13 protein-coding genes and 4 pseudogenes are annotated in these 23,069 nt (G+C 70.0%); 8 read left to right on the top strand and 9 right to left on the bottom strand.

The genetic code is table 11. From position 1 onward, the window contains the following. The first annotated feature begins 33 nt into the window (after positions 1–33). From ACF08N_RS11680 to ACF08N_RS11660, 5 genes are all read left to right on the top strand, one after another. The gene (locus ACF08N_RS11680; protein WP_392324422.1) at positions 34–2,430 is read left to right on the top strand and encodes a glycoside hydrolase family 65 protein; all 2,397 of its coding nucleotides are present in this window, start codon (positions 34–36) and stop codon (positions 2,428–2,430) included. Positions 2,431–2,544: 114 nt separating this feature from the next. Continuing rightward, the gene (locus ACF08N_RS11675) at positions 2,545–3,414 is read left to right on the top strand and encodes a potassium channel family protein (protein WP_392324421.1); all 870 of its coding nucleotides are present in this window, start codon (positions 2,545–2,547) and stop codon (positions 3,412–3,414) included. Then, positions 3,411–6,107: a cation-translocating P-type ATPase gene (locus ACF08N_RS11670; RefSeq protein ID WP_392324420.1), complete on the top strand. Its 2,697-nt coding sequence runs from the start codon at positions 3,411–3,413 to the stop codon at positions 6,105–6,107. The genes ACF08N_RS11675 and ACF08N_RS11670 overlap by 4 nt, the downstream gene beginning before the upstream one ends. Positions 6,108–6,267: 160 nt before the next feature. Beyond that, positions 6,268–7,308 (top strand): Acg family FMN-binding oxidoreductase, encoded by a 1,041-nt coding sequence (locus ACF08N_RS11665; RefSeq protein ID WP_392324419.1) that lies wholly within the window; start codon positions 6,268–6,270, stop codon positions 7,306–7,308. Between the two features lie 699 nt (positions 7,309–8,007). Next, entirely contained in the window at positions 8,008–8,427 is a 420-nt protein-coding gene (locus tag ACF08N_RS11660) for a CBS domain-containing protein (RefSeq protein ID WP_392324418.1), read from the top strand. A gap of 30 nt (positions 8,428–8,457) precedes the next feature. Here the strand turns inward: ACF08N_RS11660 and ACF08N_RS11655 are convergent, their stop codons facing one another. The 6 genes and pseudogenes from ACF08N_RS11655 to ACF08N_RS11630 all read right to left on the bottom strand — a co-directional run bounded on the left by ACF08N_RS11655 (position 8,458) and on the right by ACF08N_RS11630 (position 16,979). After that, positions 8,458–9,114, bottom strand: a complete 657-nt coding sequence (locus tag ACF08N_RS11655; protein ID WP_392324417.1) for a potassium channel family protein — start codon at positions 9,112–9,114, stop codon at positions 8,458–8,460. After that, the gene (locus tag ACF08N_RS11650) at positions 9,111–9,770 is read right to left on the bottom strand and encodes a potassium channel family protein (RefSeq protein WP_392324416.1); all 660 of its coding nucleotides are present in this window, start codon (positions 9,768–9,770) and stop codon (positions 9,111–9,113) included. Before ACF08N_RS11650 ends, ACF08N_RS11655 begins: the two co-directional genes overlap by 4 nt. Positions 9,771–9,796: 26 nt before the next feature. Then, on the bottom strand, positions 9,797–11,374 hold the full coding sequence (locus ACF08N_RS11645) for a cation-translocating P-type ATPase (protein ID WP_392324415.1): 1,578 nt from the start codon (positions 11,372–11,374) through the stop codon (positions 9,797–9,799). Positions 11,375–11,516: 142 nt separating this feature from the next. Beyond that, a pseudogene (locus ACF08N_RS11640) lies at positions 11,517–12,587 on the bottom strand (HAD-IC family P-type ATPase); the annotation flags it as partial. A 25-nt stretch (positions 12,588–12,612) separates the two neighbouring features. Beyond that, the gene (gene fdhF, locus ACF08N_RS11635) at positions 12,613–15,297 is read right to left on the bottom strand and encodes a formate dehydrogenase subunit alpha (protein ID WP_392324414.1); all 2,685 of its coding nucleotides are present in this window, start codon (positions 15,295–15,297) and stop codon (positions 12,613–12,615) included. Then, positions 15,294–16,979: an NAD(P)H-dependent oxidoreductase subunit E gene (locus ACF08N_RS11630; protein WP_392324413.1), complete on the bottom strand. Its 1,686-nt coding sequence runs from the start codon at positions 16,977–16,979 to the stop codon at positions 15,294–15,296. The genes fdhF and ACF08N_RS11630 overlap by 4 nt, the downstream gene beginning before the upstream one ends. Before the next feature lie 342 nt (positions 16,980–17,321). Between ACF08N_RS11630 and ACF08N_RS11625 the strand changes: the two are divergent. Together ACF08N_RS11625 and ACF08N_RS11620 are read left to right on the top strand one after the other, a co-directional pair. Beyond that, positions 17,322–18,483, top strand: a pseudogene (locus ACF08N_RS11625) (nitrate/nitrite transporter). 222 nt (positions 18,484–18,705) lie between these two features. Then, positions 18,706–18,759 (top strand): annotated as a pseudogene (locus ACF08N_RS11620) (hypothetical protein); the annotation flags it as partial. Between the two features lie 154 nt (positions 18,760–18,913). Here the strand turns inward: ACF08N_RS11620 and ACF08N_RS11615 are convergent. Then, positions 18,914–19,030, bottom strand: a pseudogene (locus tag ACF08N_RS11615) (hypothetical protein); the annotation flags it as partial. Positions 19,031–19,165: 135 nt separating this feature from the next. Here ACF08N_RS11615 and ACF08N_RS11610 point away from each other — a divergent pair. Continuing rightward, on the top strand, positions 19,166–19,486 hold the full coding sequence (locus tag ACF08N_RS11610; RefSeq protein ID WP_392324412.1) for a YHS domain-containing protein: 321 nt from the start codon (positions 19,166–19,168) through the stop codon (positions 19,484–19,486). A gap of 161 nt (positions 19,487–19,647) precedes the next feature. Here ACF08N_RS11610 and ppdK read toward each other — a convergent pair whose 3' ends face one another. Both ppdK and ACF08N_RS11600 read right to left on the bottom strand, forming a co-directional pair. Beyond that, a complete protein-coding gene (gene ppdK, locus ACF08N_RS11605; protein ID WP_392324411.1) occupies positions 19,648–22,344 on the bottom strand; it encodes a pyruvate, phosphate dikinase in 2,697 nt (898 codons plus the stop codon). Beyond that, entirely contained in the window at positions 22,341–23,009 is a 669-nt protein-coding gene (locus ACF08N_RS11600) for a CBS domain-containing protein (RefSeq protein WP_392324410.1), read from the bottom strand. Before ACF08N_RS11600 ends, ppdK begins: the two co-directional genes overlap by 4 nt. Positions 23,010–23,069: the final 60 nt, after the last annotated feature.

Here is a 23,069-nt window from a genome sequence, read left to right as displayed (position 1 = left end):
GACGTCACGTGAAGGGAGAAGGGTGAGCTGCGGATGTCGGAGTGGACGTGGGAGTACGACGGCTACGACCCGGCTGCGGAGCGGTTGCGCGAGGCGCTGTGCACGCTCGGCAACGGCTACTTCGCCACCCGTGGGGCTGTGCCCGAGAGCAGGGCGGGACTGGTCCACTGCCCGGGCACCTACGCGGCCGGGTGCTACAACCGTCTGGAGTCGACCGTGGCGGGGCGACAGGTGGTGAACGAGGACCTGGTCAATCTCCCGAACTGGCTGCTCCTGCGGTTTCGCTGCCGCTGCGCCGAAGGATCGTGGAGCCCGTGGTTCTCCCCGGACACCGGCACCCTTCTCGACTACCGGCACACCCTGGATCTGCGCCGCGCCACGCTGACCCGCACGTTCCGCTACCGGGACGATGACGCGGGCGTGCTGAGTGTGGAGCAGATCCGCTTGGTGCACATGGGGGACCCTCACCTGGCAGCGCTGCGGACCGTCTTCACGGCTGAGGACTGGTCTGGAGAGATCGAAATCGAGTCCGCCCTCGACGGCGACGTGATCAACAGCAACGTACGCCGTTACCGGTCCCTCAACCGGAGCCACCTGGCCCATGTACGGACCGGAGCGAGGGCGCCCGACACGGCGTGGCTGCACTGCCGTACCAGCACCTCCGATATCGGCATTGCCATGGCGGCCCGGACAGTTACCGGGCAGCCTCCGATCTTGTCGGAGCTTCATCCCGCCCGTCGGCGTGCCGTCCACCGCCTGGTGATCCCGATCGCTCCAGGCCGACCCGTCGGCGTGGAAAAGACCGTGGCGCTGCACACCTCACGGGATACGGCGATCAGCAACCCACTCGGGGCAGCGGTCGACCGGGTGTCCGCAGCTGCCAACTTCTCAGCCCTGCTGGCCTCCCATGTCGCAGCGTGGGAGCGGTTGTGGCGGCGCGCGGAGATCCAGGTGCCCGGCCAGGCCGGTCGGGTCCTGCGCCTGCATCTGTTCCATGTCCTGCAAACACTTTCTCCGCACACCGCGGATCTGGACGTGGGAGTTCCGGCCCGAGGGCTGCACGGGGAGGCGTACCGCGGCCACGTCTTCTGGGACGAACTGTTCGTGCTCTCGTATCTGAACTTGCACTTCCCGGAGGTCTCCCGGGCGCTGCTGAACTACCGGCACCGGCGTCTGCCACAGGCGTGCCGGGCGGCCGCCGCTATCGGCCGGGCCGGGGCGATGTACCCGTGGCAGAGCGGCAGCGACGGCCGCGAGGAGACTCAAGAGCTGCATCTCAACCCCCGTTCGGGCCGCTGGCTGCCGGATTACTCCCGGCTCCAGCACCACGTCGGCTCGGCGATCGCCTACAACATCTGGCAGTACTGCGAGGCCACCGGCGACACCGAGTTCCTGCACACCAAGGGCGCGGAGATGCTGCTGCAGATCGCCCGCTTCTGGGCGGACATCGCGGTCTTCGATCCCGAATCGGGCCGTTATCGCATCCGGGGCGTTGTCGGCCCTGACGAGTATCACGACAGCTACCCGGCTTCCGCCCAGCCGGGACTGGACGACAACACGTACACCAACGTCACCGCCGCCTGGGTCCTTGCCCGCACCCTGCACCTCCTGCGGCGCCTTCCCGCATGGCGTCGGCAGGAATTGTTCGATCGCGTACGGCTGGACGGCGGCGAACTTCTGAGGTGGGAGGAGGTCTCCCGGCGGTTGCGGGTGCCGTTCCACCGGGGCGTCATCAGTCAGTTCGAGGGCTACGACGATCTCGCCGAGCTGGACTGGGACGCCTACCGGTCGCGCTACGACAGCATCAGGCGGCTGGACCGGATCCTGGAGGCCGAAGGTGACGCGGTCAACCGCTACAAGGCGTCCAAGCAGGCCGACGTCCTCATGCTCGGCTACCTGTTCTCCCCTGCGGAGCTGCGGGATCTGTTTCGGCGTCTCGGGTACGAGCTGGACGACGAGGTCTGGCGCAGGACCGTCGACTACTACCTTCAGCGCACGAGCCACGGCTCCACGCTCAGCGGGCTCGTCCACGGCTTTGTCCTCGCCCGGGCCAGGCGAGCCGAGGCGTGGCGATACGTCCAGGAGGCCCTGGAGGCGGACATTGCCGATATCCAGGGCGGTACGACCGGCGAGGGCATCCACCTGGGGGCGATGGCCGGCACCCTCGATCTGGTCCAGCGTGGTCTGACGGGACTGGAGACGCGCGAGGACGCCCTGTGGCTGGATCCGGTACCTCTTCCGGCACTGTCCGAGTATGGGTTCTCTCTCCGCTATCGCGGCCACTGGGGTGTCGGTGTACGGCGCCGGAGCGGGCAACTGGAGATCGGTGTACCCGACTCGGAGGAGTCCCCGATCCGCGTGGTGCTGGCCGACCGAGCCGTCACCATCGCCCCCGGCGAGACCTGCACGCTCGTGCTGCCGATGGATTGATCCGACGGGATGCGGCCCGGTAGCACTGCGACTCTGCCCTGCGGCGGTGTTGCCATCGGCCTACGCTCCCAGAGCGGGGTTCGGCTTCGGGCGACAAGGCCGTGGGAGACGCGCATGAAGTGGTTGGTCTCGCTGGTGGGCGCGGGTCTCGTCATGGTCACCCTGCGGGACCTGTTCCACACACTCTGGCACCCCACCCGTCATGGCGGGCTGAGCCGCCTCGTCATGACGGCACTGTGGAGACTGGCCCGGCGCTACCGTGCCCGCAGGCGTGTGGTCGGGCTGGTCGGACCGCTCGCCATGGTGACCGTCGTGTGCATGTGGGCCGCTACCGTCATCCTCGGCTGGGCGATCGTCTACTGGCCACACATGCCCGGGGCCTTCACCTTCTCGCCCGGCTCCGAGGCGGCGCAGGAGCCGGCGCTTCTCGACTCCGTGTACCTGTCGCTCGTCACGGTCGCCACCCTGGGACTGGGTGACATCACGCCCGGAGAAGGCTGGCTCCGCCTGGCCTCGCCGTTGGAGGCCCTGGTCGGCTTCGCCCTATTGACGGCCACAGTCTCCTGGGTGCTGGAAATCTATCCGGCGCTGACCCGCAGAAGGGTCCTGGCCATCCGCCTGGCACTGTTGCGCGACGCGAATCCGACGCAGCAGCAGATCGACAGCACCGCGGGTGCCCTCTTGCTGGACAGCCTGGCCACCGAGGTCGTACGCGTCCGGATCGACTTCACCCAGTACGCCGAGGCGTACTACTTCCATGACGGGGAGGACCACTCGTCGCTGGCGGCCATGGTCGGCTACGCCGCCGCTCTCGCCGAGCGGGGACAGGCCGCGGGGCGGCCGGAGGTGCGACTGGCGGGTGAGCTGCTCGCCGGTGCGCTGAGAGATCTCGCCGCCATCCTCGACCAGCGCTTCCTCCACACGGGCGCTGTACCGACGGACGTCTTCGCGGCCTACGCTGCCGACCACGGGCGGGCCTCATGAATCAGGACAGGGACAGCCGGAAGTCCGGTGCGGACATCGGCGAACCCAGGAGCGTGCCCCCCGCGACGGGTCCGTCGGGCCTGTCGTCGGACGAGGCCAGGCGGCGACTGGAAGTCCATGGGCCCAACGAGATCCCCGCGGAGCCGCGGACCCCGGTGTGGCGGCGGGTGGTGCAGCAGCTGCGCGACCCGCTGATCCTCGTCCTGCTCGTGGCCGCTGCCCTGACGATCGCCACCGGCGATCTTTCCGATGCCGCAGTGATCCTGCTCGTGATCACCGTGAACACGGTGGTCGGCGTCGTACAGGAGGTACGGGCGGAACAGGCGGTCATGGCCCTGTCCGCGATGAGCGCCCCCGCGGCCAGGGTGGTGCGGGACGGCGAGGAACGCTCCATCCCGGCTGCTGAGGTGGTTCCGGGTGATCTGGTTCTGCTGGCCGAGGGGGACATCGTTCCCGCGGACGGGGACGTGCTGGCCGCAGCGTTGCTGCTGGCGGATGAGTCCTCGCTGACGGGTGAGTCCGTGCCGGTGGAGAAGGCCCCTGACCGGGACGTGGCGCGCGGTGCTGTGTCGGCGGGCACGATCGTCGTCCGCGGCCGCGGCCGGGTAATGGTCACGGCCACCGGGGCCGACAGCGCGCTGGGCCGAATCGCTTCTCTGATGGGAGCCGGGCCCGGTCAGACTCCGCTGCAGCACCGACTTGCGAGGTTCGGCCGGATGCTGGCGGCAGCGATCGTGGCTCTGTGCGCCATTGTCCTCGCGCTCGGGTTGGTGCGCGGACAGCCGGTGGAGCTGATGATCGTGGCGGCGATCAGCCTCGCCGTCGCGGCCGTTCCGGAGTCCCTCCCCGCCGTGGTGACGCTCGCTCTCGCGCTCGGAGCGCGGCGCATGGCGGACCGGCACGCGATCGTCCGCCGGCTGCCCGCGGTGGAGACCCTGGGCTCGGTGACCGTGATCGCCACTGATAAGACCGGCACCCTGACCGAGGGCCGGATGGCGGCCGAGCAACTCTGGACGCTGCACGGCGAGGCAGCGGTCGTGGGTACGGGCTATGACCCCGAGGGCCGGGTGGTCCGCGACGGCGAGACGATGACCGCGGACGACGCACCCGATCTGGCGGCGCTCCTGCGGATCGCGATGCTGTGCAACGACGCGGCGCTGGAGCCGCCGGACGGTTCCCCGGAGTGGAGCGCGCTGGGCGACCCCACGGAGGCCGCCCTGTTGACGGCGGGAGCCCGCCTCGGGCTCGACCGGGCGGCGCTGGACCGCGAACTGCCGCGCCTGGACGAGATCCCGTTCGACAGCGACCGCAAGCGCATGACCACCGTGCACCTCCGACCGGAGGGAGGAGTGCTGGTCGCGTGCAAAGGAGCGCCGGAATCGTTGCTCCGGACGCAGATTCTGGCCGACGCCTCTGACGTCGTCGCCCGCGCGGCCGCGCAGGCGGAGGTGCTGGCACGCCGGGGGTACCGGGTGCTCGCCGTCGTCACGGCCGACTACGACGAGGCGGAGCAAGGGGCCCCGACTTGGGAGTCGGGATTGTCGTTCCTCGGCCTCGTCGGCATCCTGGACCCGCCCCGCAGCGCGTCCGAGCCGATGATCACCGCTTGCAGGCGGGCCGGTATCGCCCCGGTTCTGATCACCGGCGACCACCCGCTGACCGCACGGGCGGTGGCCGGGCGCCTCGGCATCGCCTCCAGCGACGCGGAGGTCACCACGGGCGACCGGATCCGGGAAGGTACGGCGGGCGACCTGACGGGCGTACGGGTCTACGCCAGGACCACTCCCGAGCAGAAGCTGGACATCGTCCAGGCGTGGCGTGGGGCTGGGCACGTGGTGGCGATGACGGGGGACGGTGTCAATGACGGCCCGGCCTTGCGCCGGGCCGACATCGGCGTCGCCATGGGCAGGCGCGGCACCGAGGTCGCACGCCAAGCCGCAGATCTCGTTCTTGCCGACGACAATCCGGCCACCATCGTGTCCGCCGTCGAGGAGGGACGCCGCGTCTACGCGAACGTACGCCGGTTCCTGCTCTACGGCCTCGCCGGGGGCACCGCGGAGATCCTCGTCATGCTCCTGGGACCTTTCCTGGGCATGCCGCTGCCACTGCTGCCTGCACAGATCCTGTGGATCAACCTGCTCACGCACGGCCTGCCCGGTGTCGCTCTCGGTGCGGAGCCCGTCGACCCGCACACGATGCGCCATCCTCCCCGCCCTCCCTCGGAGAGCGTTCTGGGCGCCGGTCTCTGGCCTCGGATCCTTTTCATGGGAGCCTTCGTCGCCACGGTGACCCTCGTGGTCGGCGTCTGGGCCCGGGAGACCGGACGGCCCTGGCAGTCCATGGTGTTTCTGATCCTCGGCGCCACGCAGCTCGGCGTGGCGCTCGGCTCCCGGGCCCGACCGGGCAGCCTGGCCAACCCGTTCTTGCTGGTGGCCGTGGGCGCGGCCCTGAGCCTCCAGGCCGCCGGCATCTATCTGCCGCCCTTGCGGGAGCTGCTGGGAACGGAGCCACTCCCGCCCAGCGACCTGGCGATCGCCGCCGCGGTGTCCGGCCTCGGCCATGTCGTCATGCGCCTCCAGGCCCGGCTGAGACCGGAACGCCCATCGCGCGGGGGCCCGCGGGAGGCCCAAGAGCATGGAACTCAGCCCGCGCATGGGAGATGCAATGATCAGCGAGGTGGACCTCGGACGTGACCTGCCCGCAGAGCGGTTGGGCTATTTCGTCGAGGTCATCTGCGCGGCCCTCCGACCGTCCCTGGCGAATTGAATCGCGAGAATCACTGTGAATGCTCCGATGGTGATCATGTTCCCCCGGGGGTGAGCAGCGGCCAGGCTGCGGTGGCAGTCTTGAGGTGTGGGCAGCCTGAGCGCTGCCCGGCAGTCGGGCTTCCTGGAGGGAGGGGCGATGCCGGGTCAACCTCTTGATGACAAGACCGTGGCATCCCTGATCGGCGACGCCATTGCGGCCCCGTCGTTGCACAATGCGCAGCCCTGGCGGTTCCGCTACTTCAAGGAGAGCCGTACGTTCCACGTCCTGGCGGATCGGAAGCGGGCTGTGCCGCATGTGGATCCCCAGGGGCGTGCGCTCCACATCAGCTGTGGTGCCGCGCTGCTGAATCTGCGGGCTTCCGCAGCCCGTGCCGGCTGGGACGCCAAGACGATGCTGCTGCCCGCGCCCGCGGATGCCGACCTGCTGGCCACGGTGCAACTGCTCTTTCCGCTCCGGGCCGATGAAGGCCTCGCCCGGCTGTATCCCGCGATCCACAGCAGGCACACGAGCCGGTTCCCCTTCGAGGAGACGGACATTCCCCCAGCCGTGCGGAGCGCTCTTCAGGAGGCCGCTGCATTGGAAGGGGCCCGCGTGCAGTTCCTCAGTTCAGCGCATCTGGACACCGTGCTGGAACTTGTCGAGGAAGGAGAGAGTCTCGACCTGTGGGATCCGGGTGTGCAGGAGGACCTGGCGCGCTGGACCCGTACCGACGCGCAGGCCGAGGCGACGGGGGAGGGAGTTCCGCAGTACGCCTTCGGCCCGCGGAAACGAAGCGGTCGTGCTGCGCTGCGTGACTTCGCGGGCCACGGCACCGTGGCCGGTAGAGACACCGCGGACTTCGAGACCTCGCCCAATCTGGCCCTGCTGAGCACGGCCGAGGACCGGCCGAAAGACTGGCTGCGTGCCGGCCAGGCCTTGGAGCGCGTCCTGCTGCTTGCCACACTCGAGGGCCTGTCCAGTTCCTTCGCCACGCAGCCGGTGGAGCGGTCCGAACTGCGGTGGGTACTTCGCGATCCGGTACACGGAGTTGGACCAGTGCAGATGGTGCTACGGCTCGGCTACGGCCCCCCGGGCCATGCAACACCCCGACGTCCCGTGTGGGAGGTACTCGACATCGGAGTGTGATCGGAAGCGCGTGTGGTCGAGCGTTCGCCGATCTGGACAGAAGATTCCGCCTGTGGTGCTGACTGATGGCGAGCGCGGGTGATGTTGCAGTCGGGGGTGCGTCGTCGTCCCTCAAGTGCCCCGTCGTTGGCCGTGCGGTAGTTCGCGCCATCCTTCAGCGCGACGGACTGGCCCGTCCCACGCCAGCAGCAGTGTTACGCGGAGCGCAGGTCGTTGACGACGCGGCGGGTTGAGATGCCGTCCTGCTGCCGCTGGACAGGGAGCAAGTTACCGGGGTACCGCATGCTCGTGCAACCGGATGAAGCGTCCCTGCCAGATGTGGTGTCAGACCGCACGGGTGCGGGCGTTGACAGAGAGCACGCCGACGGCGTTGTCGCCACGCAGAGTGCGCCGCGTGTAGTTAGCTGGGGAACGTCTCGGAGTCAGCTGCGTGCAGTCCCGGACTGGCCCCGCAGCCACCTGTCGGCGATCCGCACGCCCTGGCCGGGCTCGAATGTCGCGACGGCAGGTCGGCCGCTCCGGCACTTTGTATCCACTCAGTGGCTTCTTGATCCTTCGCGGCTCACGGCGGCTTTGCCGAAGGCTTTACCGGCATGCGCACCCGATGCGATGAACCCACACTGGCCCTATGGAGTTCCGGTCGGGAGGGGCTGACTCTGGGCTTCTCCGCGCGGATCTCGAGACACGAAGGAGATGACCATGACCACTGCACGGGAGATCATGCACTCCGGTGCCACCTGCATCCAGGAGAACGAGACGCTGGAGGCAGCGGCGCGCAGGATGCAGGAGCTGGACGTCGGAGCCCTCCCTATCTGCGGGCCGGACGACCGGCTCCACGGGATCGTCACCGACCGCGACATCGTGGTGAAGTGTCTGGCCAAGGGCAAGGACCCGAAGACCATGACGGCGGGCCAGCTCGAGCAGGGCAAGCCGATCACGATCGACGCCGAGGCCGACACGGACGAAGTCCTGCGCGCCATGGAGGCGCACAAGATCCGGCGGCTGCCGGTCATCGAGAACCGTCGTCTGGTGGGCATGATCAGCGAGGCGGACCTCGCTCGTCGTCTGCCGGAGGAGCAGGTGGGCCACTTCGTCGAAGTTATCTGCGCGGCGAAGTGAATTCGGCCAGGCCCATGCCGGCCACGGCCATCACTGGAATGCGGCGTGGATTTCCTGTTCGGTGGCGGCGTGGGAGACGACGAGGAGTTCGTCGCCGGGCTGGAGCCGCATCTCGGGGTTGGGGACGGTGGGCTGGCCCTCGCGGATGACGGTGGCGATGACGGTGCCTGCGGGCAGGGTGATGTCGGCGAGCGTGCGGCCTGCGGCGCGGGACTGCGGTGTGATGGCGGTTTCTATGACGTCGACGCCTGCTTTGCTCAGGCGCAGGAGGGCCACGGTGTCGGTGGCGCCGGTGGCTTCCTCGATGAGGGAGATGAGGGGGGTGGCGGCGGGGACGGCGGTGTCGACGCCCCAGTGCCGGTCGAAAAGCCAGGTGTTCTCCGCGTCGTTGACACGGGCGGCGACCCGGGGGACGGCGAACTGCCGCTTGGCGAGGAGGCTGATGACGAGGTTGTCCTCGTCGTTGCCGGTGGTGGCGATCACGAGGTCCGTGGTGCGGGCGCCGGAGTGTTCGAGGAGATCGGGTTCGCAGGCGTCCCCTTCTACGAGGCGTACGGGAAGGCGGCCCTCGAGTTCGGCGATGCGGTTCTCGTCGATGTCGACGAGGGTGACGTCATTGCGGGCGGCGGCGAGGACCTGAGCGATCTGGGTACCGAGGCGGCCTGCGCCGGCGATAAGGGCTTTCATGTCCCCAGCTCCTTGTCAAGGAAGCCGCGCAGTCGGCCGAGGGCAGTGGCGGCGACAGCGAAGGTGACGAGATCGCCGGGCTCGGCGGGGGTGCTGTGGGCGGGCAGGTGCGATCGGCCCGCGCGCGTGACCTCCACGACGCGGATCTCGCCGTCGACGTCGAACTCGGTGAGCCGTCGGCCGGTGAGGTAGGCAGGGAGTTCGGAGCGGATCAGGAGGGTTTCGCCATTGCCGAAGGTGAGTTCGGGGGTGATGTGGCGGTGAAGCAGCATCTGGTGGATCTGATGCACGGTCCAACGGACGCTGGCGATGGTGGGGATGCCGAGTTCGCGGTAGATGTCGGCGCGGCGGGAGTCGTAGATGCGAGCGAGGACGATGGGGACCCGGTAGGTCTCCTTGGCGGTCCGGGCGCTGACGATGTTGCTGTTGTCCCCTGAGGTGACGGCGACGAAGGCGTCGGCGTTCTCGACTCCGGCCTCTTCGAGCACGGTGCGGCTGTAGCCGTTGCCTTCGTGGAACTGACCGGGAAAGTTGTCGGGCAGATGTCTGCGAGTCTTGGGGCTGCGGTCGATGAGCCGAACGTCGTGCCCTTCGGTGACGAGCTGGACGGCGAGCGTGGAGCCTACACGCCCACAGCCCGCGATGATCACTCTCATCGCTTCTCTCCCTTCGGGCCGTGCGGTCAGTGGTGCCGGAGCCACCACTTACGGGTTTCCTCGGCAGCCAGCGGCAGCGCGCCGAGACCGGCCAGGACCGCCCAGTCGGCGGCGTCCAGCGGCGCGGTGTTGAAGACGGCCTGCAACGGGGGCGCATAACTGATCGCGGCCATCAGGGTGATGCCGAAGCAGCCGGCTGCGAGCAGCCATGGGTTGGACAGCAGCCCGATCCGGAAGACGCTCTGCCGATCGGTGCGCACCGCCAGAGCGACGAAGAACTGGCTGAGGACGATCCCGGCCTGGACCATGGTGAGCGCCTCCCGGTACACGGGAGAGTCCTCGGTGAAACCGGCATACGGGATGCCGGAAGCGTGGATGTGCCAGAAGAACACCGCGGTCACGCCAAGCGCCTGAATACCGCCCAGGAACAGGATGCGTCCCATCACGGCGGTAGAGAAGAGCCGTTCGCGCCGGGAGCGCGGCGGCCGGTCCATGACGTCCGGCTCGGGCGGCTCGGCACCGAGCGCAAGGGCGGGCAGGACGTCGGAGCCGAGGTCGATCGCGAGGATCTGCACGGCGGTGATCGGCACCAGGGGGAACCCCGCAAAGGTCGCGGCCACGATCGGCACGAGTTCGCCGATGTTGCTGCTGAAGACGTAGACCAAGAACTTGCGGATGTTCTGGTAGACCGACCGTCCGAGCCGCACCGCCGCCGCGATGGAGGCGAACGAATCGTCCAGCAGCACCATCACCGCGGCTTCCCGGGCCACATCGGTGCCCGAGGCGCCCATCGCGACGCCGATGTCCGCGTGTTTGAGGGCAGGGGCGTCGTTGGCCCCGTCGCCGGTGACCGCGACGACCTCGCCGCGCCGCTGCAGGGCGGTGACCACCCGCATCTTGTGCTCGGGACTGACCCGGCACAGCAGCAGCTCGCCCGAGTCGGCGAGAAGCGCGTCAAGGCCGTCGTCGTCGAGCGGGTCCAGCCGACTGCCGGTCACGACGGCGGGCGCGGGCCGGCGCACGATCCCAACGCGGCGGGCGACGGCCTCCGCAGTCAGCGGGTGGTCCCCGGTGACCATGACGATACGGATCCCAGCCCGTCGACAGGCGTCGACGGCGTCGCTGACGTCCGGCCGCGGCGGATCGAGCATGCCGACCAGGCCAAGGAACGTGAGCCCCGATTCGACCTCGTCCTGGACGGGGTGGGAGTCGGCCACGAGCCGCGACGCCGCCGCCAGTACGCGCAGCCCTTGAGAGGCCAGCTGGTCGCCGGCGGTGGTCACCGCAGCGCGCAGTTCATCGGTCAGCGGCTGCCGTTCACCTCTCCAGTCGATGGAGGTGCAGCGGGCCAAGAGCTCCTGGGGTGCGCCCTTGACGTAGGCGCTGTACCCGTCGGAGGTCTTGTGCACGGTACTCATCAGCTTGCGGGCCGAGTCGAAGGGGTACTCCGCCGCACGTGGCGCGGCGGCTTCCTCGGCGGCGAGATCCAGCCCGGCCTTCGCCGCGGCGACGAGCAGGGCCCCCTCGGTGGTGTTCGCCGAGCACCCGCCAGCCCTCGCGGTCGGTCGGCGGGACCAGCCGGGCGTTGCAACACAGCCCCGCAACCCGAAGCAGGTCGCGCACCGGTAGTGGATCGGCCACGTCTCCGCCCGGTGCGTATCCCACCCCTGACACGGGATGGGGCACGCCGCCGGCCCACATCTGGACGACGGTCATCTCGGCCTGGGTGAGGGTCCCCGTCTTGTCTGTGCACACGACGGTGGTGGAGCCCAGCGCCTCGACCGCCAGCAGCTGCTTGACCAGCGCATGTCGGCGGGCCATGCGCCGTACACCGATCGCCAGCGACACCGACAGCGTCGCGGGCAGCCCCTCGGGAACGAGCGCGACCATCACCCCGAGGGCGAACACGAAGGTCTCGACGAACGGCTGCCCGGCGGGCACGCGCACCGCGAACAGGGCCGCGCCGATCGCCAGCGCCGTGCCCGCCACCCGGCGAGCCATCAAGGCGACCTGACGCTGCAACGGGGTCTTCTGCCGCGGCGCCGCGGCGGCGAGCCGGAAGATGCGGCCGAACTCCGTTGCCGCACCGATGGCGAACACCACGGCCTTCGCGGAGCCCGCCACGACATCGGTGCCCATGAACACGCAGTTGCGGGCCTGAAGCAGGGGGCCAGCCGCCACGGGTTCGCCGCTTCGCCCGACGGCGTCGCTCTCCCCGGTCAGGGCCGCGTTGTTCACCGACACCTCGTGCGCCTCGACGAGCCGGCAGTCCGCCGACACCGCGTCACCGGCCTCCAGGACGACGACATCCCCGGGCACCAGGTCCCGTGCGGGCAGCTCCTGGCGTTCCCCGTCGCGCAGCACCCGGCAGGTGTGCGGCACCATCGCCTGCAGCGACTCCGCCGTCCGCTCGGCCGAGTACTCCTGCGCGAAGCCGATGGCCGCGTTCAGCACCACAACGCCCACGATCGCCACAGCCAGCTGCAAGGTGCCCACGTCGCGGGGCTCCCGAAGGCTATAGGCCAGGAACGTGATCGCGGACGCGACGAGCAGGACGACAGCGAAGAGGTCAGTGAACTGTCGGGCGAGGTCTCGCCACAGCCCCCTCCGCCCTGCGAGCGGCAGCTCATTGGGCCCGAACCGGTCCCGTCGCGCCGCCACGGCCGCCGATGCAAGTCCCCGCGGCGAGGTGTCCAGTGCCGAGAAGACATCGCCGGTGGCGAGGGTCTGCACGACGGGACCGGCTTCCCCGGCGGGTGGTTGCGAGCCGTGGCCCCGGTCACCGCCCGGCGTCAGTACGGGGGTTCCAGTACCCATGGCCGGACACCTTGGCGGAGCGGGGTCACGGTGTCGCGACCCGGACGGCCGTGACTTTGTACTCCGGGCAGGACGTGACGGTGTCCGCGTGGTCGGAAGTGAGGCGGTTCACCCCGCTCGTGGGGAAGTGGAAGGAACAGAAGACCTGGCCGGGGGCTGTCTGTTCACTGATCCGGGCAGTGAGCCGGGCACGGCCGTATCGGCTCTCCACCACAGCCTCCGCGCCGTCCCGCAGGCCGTACCGGGCGGCATCGTCAGGGTGGAGGTCGAGGAAGTCGACCGGATCGAGGGCGAGGTTGCCGCCGCGCCGGGTCATGCTGCCGGAGTTGTAGTGCGCCCAGCGCCGCCCGGTGACCAGGACCAGCGGATAGTCGTCGCCGGGCTGTTCCCCAGGTGGGAGATAGGGGGCGGCGGCCAGATGGGCCCGCCCGTCCGGCGTGGCGAACCGCTCCTCGTACAGCTTGGCCTCACCCAGGCGATCCGGGTCCGGGCACGGCCACGGCACAGCGCCCTCCCGGTCCAGACGGTCGTGGGAGAGACCGGCGAAGACCGGGGCGACCCGTCCGCACTCGGCCAGCGCGTCGGCCGGAGTGACGCAGCCGAGGTCCGCTCCCATCGCCGAGGCGAGGGCGCGCACGACGTCGAAGTCGCTCCGGGCTGCACCCGGCGGGGGCACGGCGGGCCGGACTCGCTGGAAGCGGCGGTCGAAGTTGACGAAGGTGCCGTCCTTCTCCAGCCAGGACGCGACGGGGAGCACGATGTCGGCGTGGCGGGCCGTCTCGGACAGGAACAGCTCGTTGCACACCACGAGCGGGCACGTGTCCAGGGCCTCCGCCACCCGGTTCGCGTCGGGATCGGTGGCGCAGACGTCCTCGCCGATGACCCACAACGCCCGCAGCTCGCCGGAGCGTGCGGCGGCGAACATCTCTGGGATCCGCAAGCCGGGGCGTTCCGGAACCGGTGCGCCCCACACCCCCTCGGCCCGTGCACAGGCGGCAGGGTCGGTCACCTTCCCGTAGCCCGGCAGGAGGTCGGGCAGCGCGCCCATGTCGGAGGCGCCCTGGACGTTGTTCTGGCCGCGCAGCGGGTTGACCCCGTACCCGCGGTCGGTACCCACGGCGCCGCGCAGGATCGCCAGATTGGCCAGCGACCGCACGCCGTCCGTGCCGTGGAGGTGCTCGGTGACGCCCAGGCCGTAGACGATCGCCGGGCGTTCGGCCTGCCCGTAGAGCCGGGCTGCGGCGACAAGGTCCGCCGCGGGCACTCCAGTGATGTCCGCGACTCGATGGGGCGGGTAGTCATCCAGCAGCTCGGTGAGCTCTGGCAGTCCGGTGGCCCGCTCGCGCAGGAACTCCGCGTCGGTCAGCCCTTCGGCGAGCAGGACGTGCGCGAGCCCATGGAAGAGCGCGACATTGGTGCCGGGACGGGGACGCACATGCACGTCGGCGTGGAGTGCGAGGCCGACGGCGCGGGGGTCGGCGACGACCAGCTTGGCCCCGCGCAGCACCCCCCTGAGCAGTCGAGCGCCGACCACCGGGTGGGCTTCGACGGGGTTTGCGCCGACCACCAGCAGGCAATCGGCCTGCTCGACCTCATCGAAACTGTCGGTGCCGCCCGACAGGCCGAAGGAGGCGGTCAGGCCGGCGGCGGACGGGGAGTGACACAGGCGCGAGCAGTTGTCGACGCTGTTGGTTCCGATGACGACCCGCATGAACTTCTGGACGAGATAGTTCTCCTCGTTGGTGGCGCGGGCCGAGGAGATCGCCGCCACGGCGTCCGGCCCCCCGGCGTCAACCGCTTCCCGCAGCCCCCGGGCGACCTGGCCGAGCGCCTCGTCCCAGCCCACCTGCTCCAGACGGCCGTCGCATCGCATCAGGGGCTGGGTGAGCCGTTCGGGGGACGTGAGGTATCCATGGGCGAAGCGCCCCTTGACGCACGCGTGCCCCTGGTTGACCGGGCCGTCCCGGGCAGGCAGTACCGCCGTGACCTCACCGTCGCGGGTAGCGACCTCCAGCGCACACCCGACGCCGCAATATCCACAGGTGGTGCGCGTCACGGTCGCCGGGCGACGGGCAGAGGTGAGCCCACGTCCTGGGCCGGGCTCGGTGATCGCCCCGGTGGGGCAGGTGTCGACGCAGCCGCCGCAGGCCACGCAGTCCGACTCGGCCCAAGGGCCACCTGTGCCGGGGGCCACGACGGTGTCGGCACCCCGGCCGACCAGGGTGAGGGCGAACGTGCCCTGCACCTCGGCGCACATGCGGACGCAGCGCCCGCAGGCGATGCACAGGTCCCGGTCGAGGTGTACGTACGGGTGAGAGGTGTCCCCGCCCCGGCCTCCGGCACCCTGCGCTGCCTCGGGCCCGATCCCCATCGACCGGCAGACCTGGGCCAGCTCGCTGGGGTTGTCGTCGGCGAGGGCGCGGGGCGGCAGGGCGGAGGCGATGAGCTCCACCGCGTCCCGGCGCAGCGCCCGCAGATCATCCGTGGCGGTCTCCACCCGGGCCCCGGATGCCGCCGGGGTCACGCAGGACGCCGCGATCCGCCCATCGACCCGTACCAGACACGTACGGCAGGAGCCGGCAGGGCTGAGCCGGTCGTCGGAGCAGAGTGCGGGCAGCTCGATTCCGGCCGCCCGCACCGCCGTGAGCAGTGAAGCTCCCTCGGGAACGTCGGTGCCCGTGCCATCGACCTCGATCTCGATTCCGGTCATGGTGCCCACCCCGCCAGTCGGCCCCCGTAGGCGCGGGCGAGGCTGTGCACGGCGGGTGGGATCCGCCGCCCGAAGGCGCACAGGCTCGCCTCGGCCAGGACACGCGACAGCCGTCCCCACTCCTCTCCCGGCGGAGCATCGGCGGACGCCAGTTCCAGGCCGCGGCGCGAGCCCACGCGGCAGGGAGAACACGCACCGCAGCTCTCTGCGGCGGCGAACTGCCACACGTGCCGCAGCACATCCTCAGGCGTCACACGCTGGTCGAAGGCGACGAGACCGGCGTGGCCGAGGGCCGCACCCCGGGCATTGAGGTCGGCAGCGGTCAGCGGTACGTCCAGCGCGTCGGGCGCGAGGAAGCCGCCCAGCGGCCCGCCGACCTGGAGCGCGGTCAACTCGGCGCCATCTTTCAGACCGCCGCCCAGGTCGGTGACGATCCGCTCCACCGGGGTGCCGAGCTCCACCTCGTACGCGCCGGGCCGGGCGAACCGCTCAGACAGGCAGACCAGCTTCGTCCCGGTCTCGTTGCGGGTCCCGCGTCGGGCGTAGGCTTCACCGCCCCGGGAAACGATCCAAGGGACGGCCGCCAGGGTTTCCACGTTGTTCACCACGGTCGGTGAGTCCCACAGGCCGCGCTGGGTCGGGTAGGGCGGGCGCGGCCGGGCGCAGCCCCGTTCGCCTTCCAGGCTTGCGATGAGCGCGGTCTCCTCACCCGCGACGTACGACCCGGCTCCCTGCACCACCTCGACGTCCAGAGTCGTCGCCGTCCCATGCACGGACGGGCCGAAGTGACCGTCCTCGTACGCCTGCCCGACCGCCTCCCGCATCCGCGTCAGCGCACGCGGATACTCCGAGCGCACCAGCACCACACCCCGCCGGGCTCCGCAGGCGAAGCAGGCCAGGGCCAGGCCCTCCAGCACCCGTTCCGGGTCCGCCTCCATCAACAGCCGGTCGGCGTAGGAACCGGGATCTCCCTCATCTCCATTGGCCACCACCACGGCGTCGGGTGCCCGGCCGGCAGCCTCCCACTTCGCGGCCACCCGAAACCCCGCGCCGCCACGCCCCCGCAGCCCGGATATGGCCACTTGCAGCTGGACCTCGTCAGGAGTGCCTGCCGTTACTGTCCGCGGCCATACCTGCCACGGGGGCTCACTCGCCACCACACCTCCCAGCAGAACGGGGTCGCCGGTGTCGTCGGCCGACGGGATCTCAGGTGCCCACGGGGGCTCGCCCCCTGCGAGCTGACCGGCCAGCGTCGGGCCTGTGCAGGGCGTGTCACCATCCAGAGCGGCGGGGCCCGCGTAGCAGTACCCCAGACAGCGGACGGCCTGTACCGACGTCTGTCCGTCCGGTGAGACCTTGGCCGCGGTGATGTCCAGTTCGTGCTCCGCCTCGGTGAGATGCCGTCCAGCCTGTGCGGCGAAGCACGCCGTCGCCGTGCAGACCCGGACGTGACGGCGGCCGTGCGGGGCGGCGAGGTCCGCGTAGTAACTGGCCGGTCCGAGGGTTGCCGCAGCGGGTAGGCCCATGTCGGCGGCGAGAGCAGGAGCCCAGGCCTCTGGACTCTCCGCCGTCGCCGTCCTTGCCCTGGCCAGCGCCTCGATCAGCCCGTCTCCCGGCCGCCCACGCCGGTCGGCAAGGGCACGAAACGCGTCGAAACGGCCCGCAGGACCAACGGGAACCATGCCTTCATCGTGGCGTTAGCCACACGACGCCGCAATCGCTGCATGGGTGTTCGTGCGTGACCGTGGCAGCTGGGGCCGGGCGTTGACGGGACCCCTCACTGGGCCGTCAGCTGCCGGGATCCGAACGCCGGCCCAGCTCAGTGAAGCCTCGTGCGTGCTGGTCAGCCGGGCCACATCACCCGGGGCGGCGGGCGCGTCGAGCGGATACGGCGGGCGAGTACGCGCCACCATCGTGGGCGAGCCGAAGAGCGAACAACCCGCTCCGGGATGCGGAGGAATCCCTTGAGCCACATTTCAGCGCCGCGGTCAGGTGGGGCGGCGGCATCCATGCAGTCGACGCGGATGCTCGTCCTGGCGACGGCCGGATTCCTGCTCTGTTTCTGGGCGTGGGCTCTGCTGGCGCCGCTCGGACCGGCCCTCCGGGAGGACCTGGACCTGACCTCCTTTCAGCAGTCCCTCGTGGTGGCGGTACCAGTGATCGTCGGCTCGCTCGGCCGGATTCCCGTGGGCGCCCTCACCGACCGTGTCGGTGCACGCGGGATGTTTCCCGTCGTCGCCGCCCTCACCGTTCTGCCTGTGCTCTATCTCGGTCACTTGGCCGACTCTCTGCCCGAGATGCTTGTGGGGGGCTTCTTCCTCGGCCTGGGCGGCACGGCGTTCGCCGTGGGCGTGCCGTTCGTGAACGCTTGGTACCCGCCTGAGCGGCGCGGCTTGGCGCTGGGGATCTTCGGTATCGGCACGGGCGGCACTGCTCTCTCGTCCTTCACCACCGTGCAGCTTGCCGACGCTGTCGGCTATGCGTTCCCCTTCGACCTGGTCGCCGGTCTGCTGGCTGTGTATGCCTTGGCCGCCCGTTTCCTCCTGCGCGACAGGCCCGACCGCGTTGTACCGGCCGGCTCCCTGTACCCGCACTGCAGCGAGCGTGAAGATGCCTGCCACCGTGCAACTGTCCTTCCTCTACGCCATGGCCTTCGGCGGCTTCGTCGCCTTCAGCGTTTACCTGCCCACTTACCTCACCACCGCCTATGGACTCGGACGGTCCGACGCTGCCCTGCGCACCGCAGGCTTCGTCGTCCTTGCCGTCGCCATGCGTCCGGTCGGCGGATGGCTCTCCGACCGGCTGCACCCCGTGCCGTTGCTCATCGCCGCTTACGCGGCGGTAGCCGCATTCGCCCTCCTTGCCTCCTTCGAGCCGCCGCTCGTCCTGCTCGGAACGCTCGCCTTCCTCGGCATGGCAGCCGCCCTGGGCGCGGGATCGGGCGCCGTTTTCGCACTCGTCGCCCTCCTGGTGCCCCCGGAACAGGTGGGCTCGGTCACCGGTGTCGTGGGTGCTGCCGGAGGCCTCGGCGGCTTCTTCCCGCCTCTGGTGATGGGCGCCATCTACGCAGCCACAGACGACTACACATGGGGATTCGTACTGCTGGCGGCCACCGCGGGTGCCACCGCAGCGTTCACTGCCTCCACCATGCGGCGCCAAGCCAGGCAAACACCGCCATCGGCGTAGGCGCCGCCACGGTCTCACCCTCGCGAGATGGGGCCGGCTCTGGATCCGCCGAGGGAGATCGGCAGGTTCGGGAGCGAGGGGTCGCCGAGCCGCTGAACTGCGGATACGAAGGTTCCGACCGGGACGTGGTCGGAACCTTCGTCATGCTGTGGTTGCGGTTTTGGTTGCAGTTTGTCGGCCAGTGCCGAGAACACCGCCAGCGCCCACAACGACTAGGACGTCTCCTTTGCGCAGGGCATGATCCCGCACCACCAGCAGGCCATCCGAATGGCAGAGATCTCCGGGTGGCTGAAGGCGCGGCGTGAGGACTTGCCCTCCTCCATGCCCGGCATCGACCACTCCGGCAGCTCCGACATACCAGGACGGCGTCGCCGCGAGCAACGACGGCGGCCGGACCTTCGGCGCCGGCTCCGGCCGGGTCGCCGGTCCTTCACAGGCCGGGGGCTCTCCACAGCGGGAACCAGCGGCTCAGGTCCTGCTCGATGCGCAGGTCGTCCTTGACCACTGCCTTGACCTGGAGTTCCAGCAGGTTGTCGCGCTTGTGGCCGGGCAGACCAGCGCCATGGGGCGCAGCTTGGCGTCGCGGAAGGAGACCAGGGAGGGTTGACCGTAGTGCCCGCCACACCGCCCCCACCCCTCCTGATCGCCGGGGTACTGTCCCTTCCCGCTCTGCTCGCCACTGATGCATCCGCCGGTGGGCCTGTGGGGGGCGGCACAGGCGTCCAGCGTGGCGCGCCGTCCGCGCAGGCGGGCCAGCGGCGGGCGGCGCGGCTCGTCGGACCCTCAGCACCACCACCCCGCCTCCCAAGGCGGCGAGAACGCGGTCGCGGACCCGGTGTGCGGCATGCAGGTGGACAGGAGCTCCGCCGCAGAACACCGGCAAACCGAGCACGACACGTACTACTTCTGCTCTGCCCCGTGCGCCGCCACGTTCGATGGCGACCCGGACCGCTACACGGCGCCCGCGTCCGGGAGTACACGCGAGGAAGGTGAGCCCCGATGACCATCGCTCCGGCCGCCCCTCGCCACGCCCACCCATAGCACACTCAGGCACCGGTCACGCCGACCACAAGGCCGACCCCCGACCCCCGGCTCCCGACGCGACGCTGCGCTGGCCGGTGTCCGAGTGCTGGAGATCGTCTGATCCAGCATGTCCACAAGCGCTCAGCGTGTGTCGACGTCCGTGGTGCTCAGGGCGGCGCGTCCGGCTTCCAGACGGGCGACGGGGATGCGGAACGGCGAGCAGGAGACGTAGTCGAGGCCCAGGGTGTGGAAGTAGCGCACTGAGGTGGGGTCGCCGCCGTGCTCGCCGCACACCCCGATCTTCAGTCCGGGACGTGCGGCGCGGCCTTCGGCTACCGCGATCTCCACGAGCCGGCCCACCCCTTCGCGGTCGATCGTCTCGAACGGGGAGACGGGGAAGATGCCCTTGTCGAGGTAGACGGAGAAGAACGCGGCCTCCACGTCGTCGCGGGAGAAGCCCCACGTCGTCTGGGTGAGGTCGTTGGTGCCGAAGGAGAAGAATGCGGCGTCCTCGGCGATGCGGCCTGCCGTCAGTGCCGCGCGCGGCAGCTCGATCATGGTGCCGACCGGGCAGCGGACAGGGAAGCGGGCTTCGGCGGAGACTTCTTGGAGGACCCGTTCGACTTCCTGTTTGACCAGGTGCAGTTCTTCGACGGCGTCGACGAGCGGGACCATGATCTCGGCGCGCGGATCTCCCCCGGCCCGGCTGCGGGCCACGACCGCTTCGGCGATGGCCCGCACTTGCATGGCGACCAGCCCGGGGACCACGAGGCCGAGGCGGACGCCGCGCAGGCCGAGCATCGGGTTCTGTTCGTGCATGCGTGTCACGGCCGCCAGCAGCTCGGTGTCGTGCGGGGTAGGAGGGGTGCCGAGTGCCTCCTGACGGGCCAGGTGCACGGACAGCTCGGTCAGGTCGGGCAGGAATTCGTGCAGGGGCGGGTCGAGGAGGCGGATGGTGACCGGCAGGCCGTCCATCGCTTGGAGGATGCCGGTGAAGTCCTCGCGCTGCAGCGGAAGCAGGGCCGCGAGGGCCGCTTCACGCGCGGCGTCGTCGGCCGCGAGGATCATGGCCTCGACGAGAGGGCGCCGCTCGCCGAGGAACATGTGCTCGGTGCGGCACAGGCCGATGCCCTGGGCACCGAAACGGCGGGCGCGGGCGGCATCCTCAGGGGTGTCGGCGTTGGCTCGCACCTCCATGTGCCCTAGCGAGTCCGCCTGTTGCAGGAGCCGGTGCACGTCGCGCACGGTCTGACCGGCCCGGCTGTCGGGCGTGGGGCTGCCGGCGTCGAACCAGCGCATGACCTCCGAGTCGATCAGGGGCACGGCTCCGAGCCGTACGACACCGTCCGATCCGTCGACGGAGATCACGGCGCCCTCGGACACGGTCGTCCCGCCCGCAGTGAAGGCACGCCGCTGCAGGTCCACGGTGATGTCCTCGGCGCCGCACACGCACACCTTGCCCATGCCACGGGCGACGACGGCCGCATGGGAGGTCTTGCCACCACGACTGGTCAGCACCGCCTGGGCGGCGACCATGCCGGGCAGGTCGTCCGGTGTGGTCTCCTGGCGGACCAGGACGACCGGTCTGCCTTCTACCGCCCGCCGGACGGCTTCCGCCGAGTCGAAGACGGCTTCGCCGACCGCCGCCCCGGGTGAGGCGGGAGTGCCGTGGGCGATCACATCCGTCGGGCCGGAGGTGTCGAAACGCGGGAACATCAGCTGAGCGAGCGCGGGGCCGTCGACCCGGGCGAGGGCATCGGGCGGGTCTATCAGTCCTTCGTCGGTGAGCTGGGTCGCGATGCTGAAGGCGGCCTGCGCCGTGCGTTTGCCGACGCGGGTCTGCAGCATCCACAAGGTGCCGCGCTCGATGGTGAATTCGATGTCGCACAGGTCTCGGTAATGGGCTTCCAGCGTGGCCATGGTGTCGCGCAACCGGGCGAAGGATCCAGGATCGAGATGGGCGAGGTCCTGCAGGGGGACCGTGTTGCGGATTCCCGCGACGACGTCCTCACCCTGGGCGTTGGGCAGATAGTCGCCATACACGCCCGGACGGCCGGTGGCCGGGTCACGAGTGAAGGCGACACCGCTGCCCGAGTCGGGGCCGAGGTTGCCGAAGACCATGGCCTGGATGTTGACCGCGGTGCCCAGGTCGTCGGGGATGTGCTCGCGCCGGCGGTAGAGGCGGGCGCGCTCGCTGTTCCACGAGGAGAACACCGCATGGACGGCGCGCCGCAGTTGTTCAGCCGGATGCTGAGGAAATGCCTCTTCGGCCCGTTCCCTGATCAGGTCCTTGAAGGCCTCGACGAGCCGGATCAGGTCGGATGTGTCCAACTCGGTGTCGTCGGCGGCGCCGCGCTCGAGCCGCAGGACGGTGAGCGCGTCTTGGAAGAGGCCGCTCTCGACGCCCATCACCGTGCTGCCGAACATCTGCAGCAGGCGGCGGTAGGAGTCCCAGGCGAAGCGCTGCCGCTCGGGTGACGTGGCCAGCCCCATCGCGCAGTGGTCGTTGAGGCCGACGTCGAGGATCGTGTCCATCATGCCCGGCATCGAGAAGCGCGCCCCTGACCTGACGGAGAGGAGGAGCGGGTTGTCCACTTGGCCGAGCCGCTTGCCGGAGGCTTCTTCCAGGGTTGCCAGGTGGGCGGCGACTTCCTGGTCCAGCTGCGCGGGTGGTCGGCCGGTGGTCAGGAAGACCCGGCAGGCGTCGGTCGTGACAGTGAAGCCGGGCGGGACGGGCAGCCCCATGCGGGTCATCTCCGCGAGGTTGGCGCCCTTGCCGCCGAGGAGGGCGGCCATGCTCCGGTCGCCCTCCGTGAAGTCGTACACGTACCGCGTCATGGTGATGTCCCCGCTTCCTGTGGCGCGGCTGAGGGATTGTCGGCCGGCCCGGTAACGGGGGCGGTGAGCAGGCAGCGCACGTCCACCACGCCTTCGACGGCCTGTGTGAGACGTGCGGCGACGGGGACGAGCGCCGGGTCGCGGACCGTTCCGGTGAGGGTGACCGTGCCCCGGCTGACGTCCACGCGGATACTGCGGCGCGAGACGGGGAACAGGCGGTCGACGACGTCGTGGCGTACTTCGTCGGCCAGATCGGCGTCCGGCCGCAGGAAGACCTTCAGCAGATCGCCCCGGCTGACGATGCCCTTGAGCGTGTCGTACTCGTCCACGACGGGCAGCCGCTTGACGTGGTGTCGTGCCATTCGTTGTGCTGCCTGAGAGAGTGTGGCGGCAGCCTGGATGGTGACTGCGGGGCTCGACATGAGATCTCTGGCGGACAGCGCGCTGGCTTTCGCATAGTCGGCCAAGCGCCGTTGCTGCTCGATCAGCGAGGGGTCGGTGTCCCTCAGTTCCTCCTTGGGCAGAAGATCGGCTTCGGAGACTATGCCGACGACCTTGCCTTCACCCTCAAGGACGGGCACCGCGCTGACCTGCCACTGCCGCATGACGCTGACGATCTCTTTGAACTGTGCGTCGAGGCCGACGGCGACGACGGTGGAGGTCATCACCTCGTCCACGGTGTGGGGCGACCGAGTTGTCATGACGAACTCCCTTCAAGGGTGTGC

Source organism: Streptomyces sp. NPDC015127 (genome assembly GCF_043080095.1).
Taxonomy (GTDB): Bacteria; Actinomycetota; Actinomycetes; order Streptomycetales; family Streptomycetaceae; genus Streptomyces.
The sequence above is the reverse complement of the archived record's forward strand: the minus strand, read 5'-3'. Positions and strand labels throughout refer to the sequence as shown.

Excerpts from the sequence above, each read along its gene's own strand:
- ACF08N_RS11680 (WP_392324422.1), top strand. The coding sequence starts at position 34 with ATGTCGGAGTGGACGTGGGAGTACGACGGCTACGACCCGGCTGCGGAG.
- ACF08N_RS11675 (WP_392324421.1), top strand. The coding sequence starts at position 2,545 with ATGAAGTGGTTGGTCTCGCTGGTGGGCGCGGGTCTCGTCATGGTCACC.
- ACF08N_RS11670 (WP_392324420.1), top strand. The coding sequence starts at position 3,411 with ATGAATCAGGACAGGGACAGCCGGAAGTCCGGTGCGGACATCGGCGAA.
- ACF08N_RS11660 (WP_392324418.1), top strand. The coding sequence starts at position 8,008 with ATGACCACTGCACGGGAGATCATGCACTCCGGTGCCACCTGCATCCAG.
- ACF08N_RS11655 (WP_392324417.1), bottom strand. The coding sequence starts at position 9,114 with ATGAAAGCCCTTATCGCCGGCGCAGGCCGCCTCGGTACCCAGATCGCT.
- ACF08N_RS11650 (WP_392324416.1), bottom strand. The coding sequence starts at position 9,770 with ATGAGAGTGATCATCGCGGGCTGTGGGCGTGTAGGCTCCACGCTCGCC.
- fdhF (WP_392324414.1), bottom strand. The coding sequence starts at position 15,297 with ATGACCGGAATCGAGATCGAGGTCGATGGCACGGGCACCGACGTTCCC.
- ACF08N_RS11630 (WP_392324413.1), bottom strand. The coding sequence starts at position 16,979 with ATGGTTCCCGTTGGTCCTGCGGGCCGTTTCGACGCGTTTCGTGCCCTT.
- ACF08N_RS11610 (WP_392324412.1), top strand. The coding sequence starts at position 19,166 with ATGCATCCGCCGGTGGGCCTGTGGGGGGCGGCACAGGCGTCCAGCGTG.
- ppdK (WP_392324411.1), bottom strand. The coding sequence starts at position 22,344 with ATGACGCGGTACGTGTACGACTTCACGGAGGGCGACCGGAGCATGGCC.
- ACF08N_RS11600 (WP_392324410.1), bottom strand. The coding sequence starts at position 23,009 with ATGACCTCCACCGTCGTCGCCGTCGGCCTCGACGCACAGTTCAAAGAG.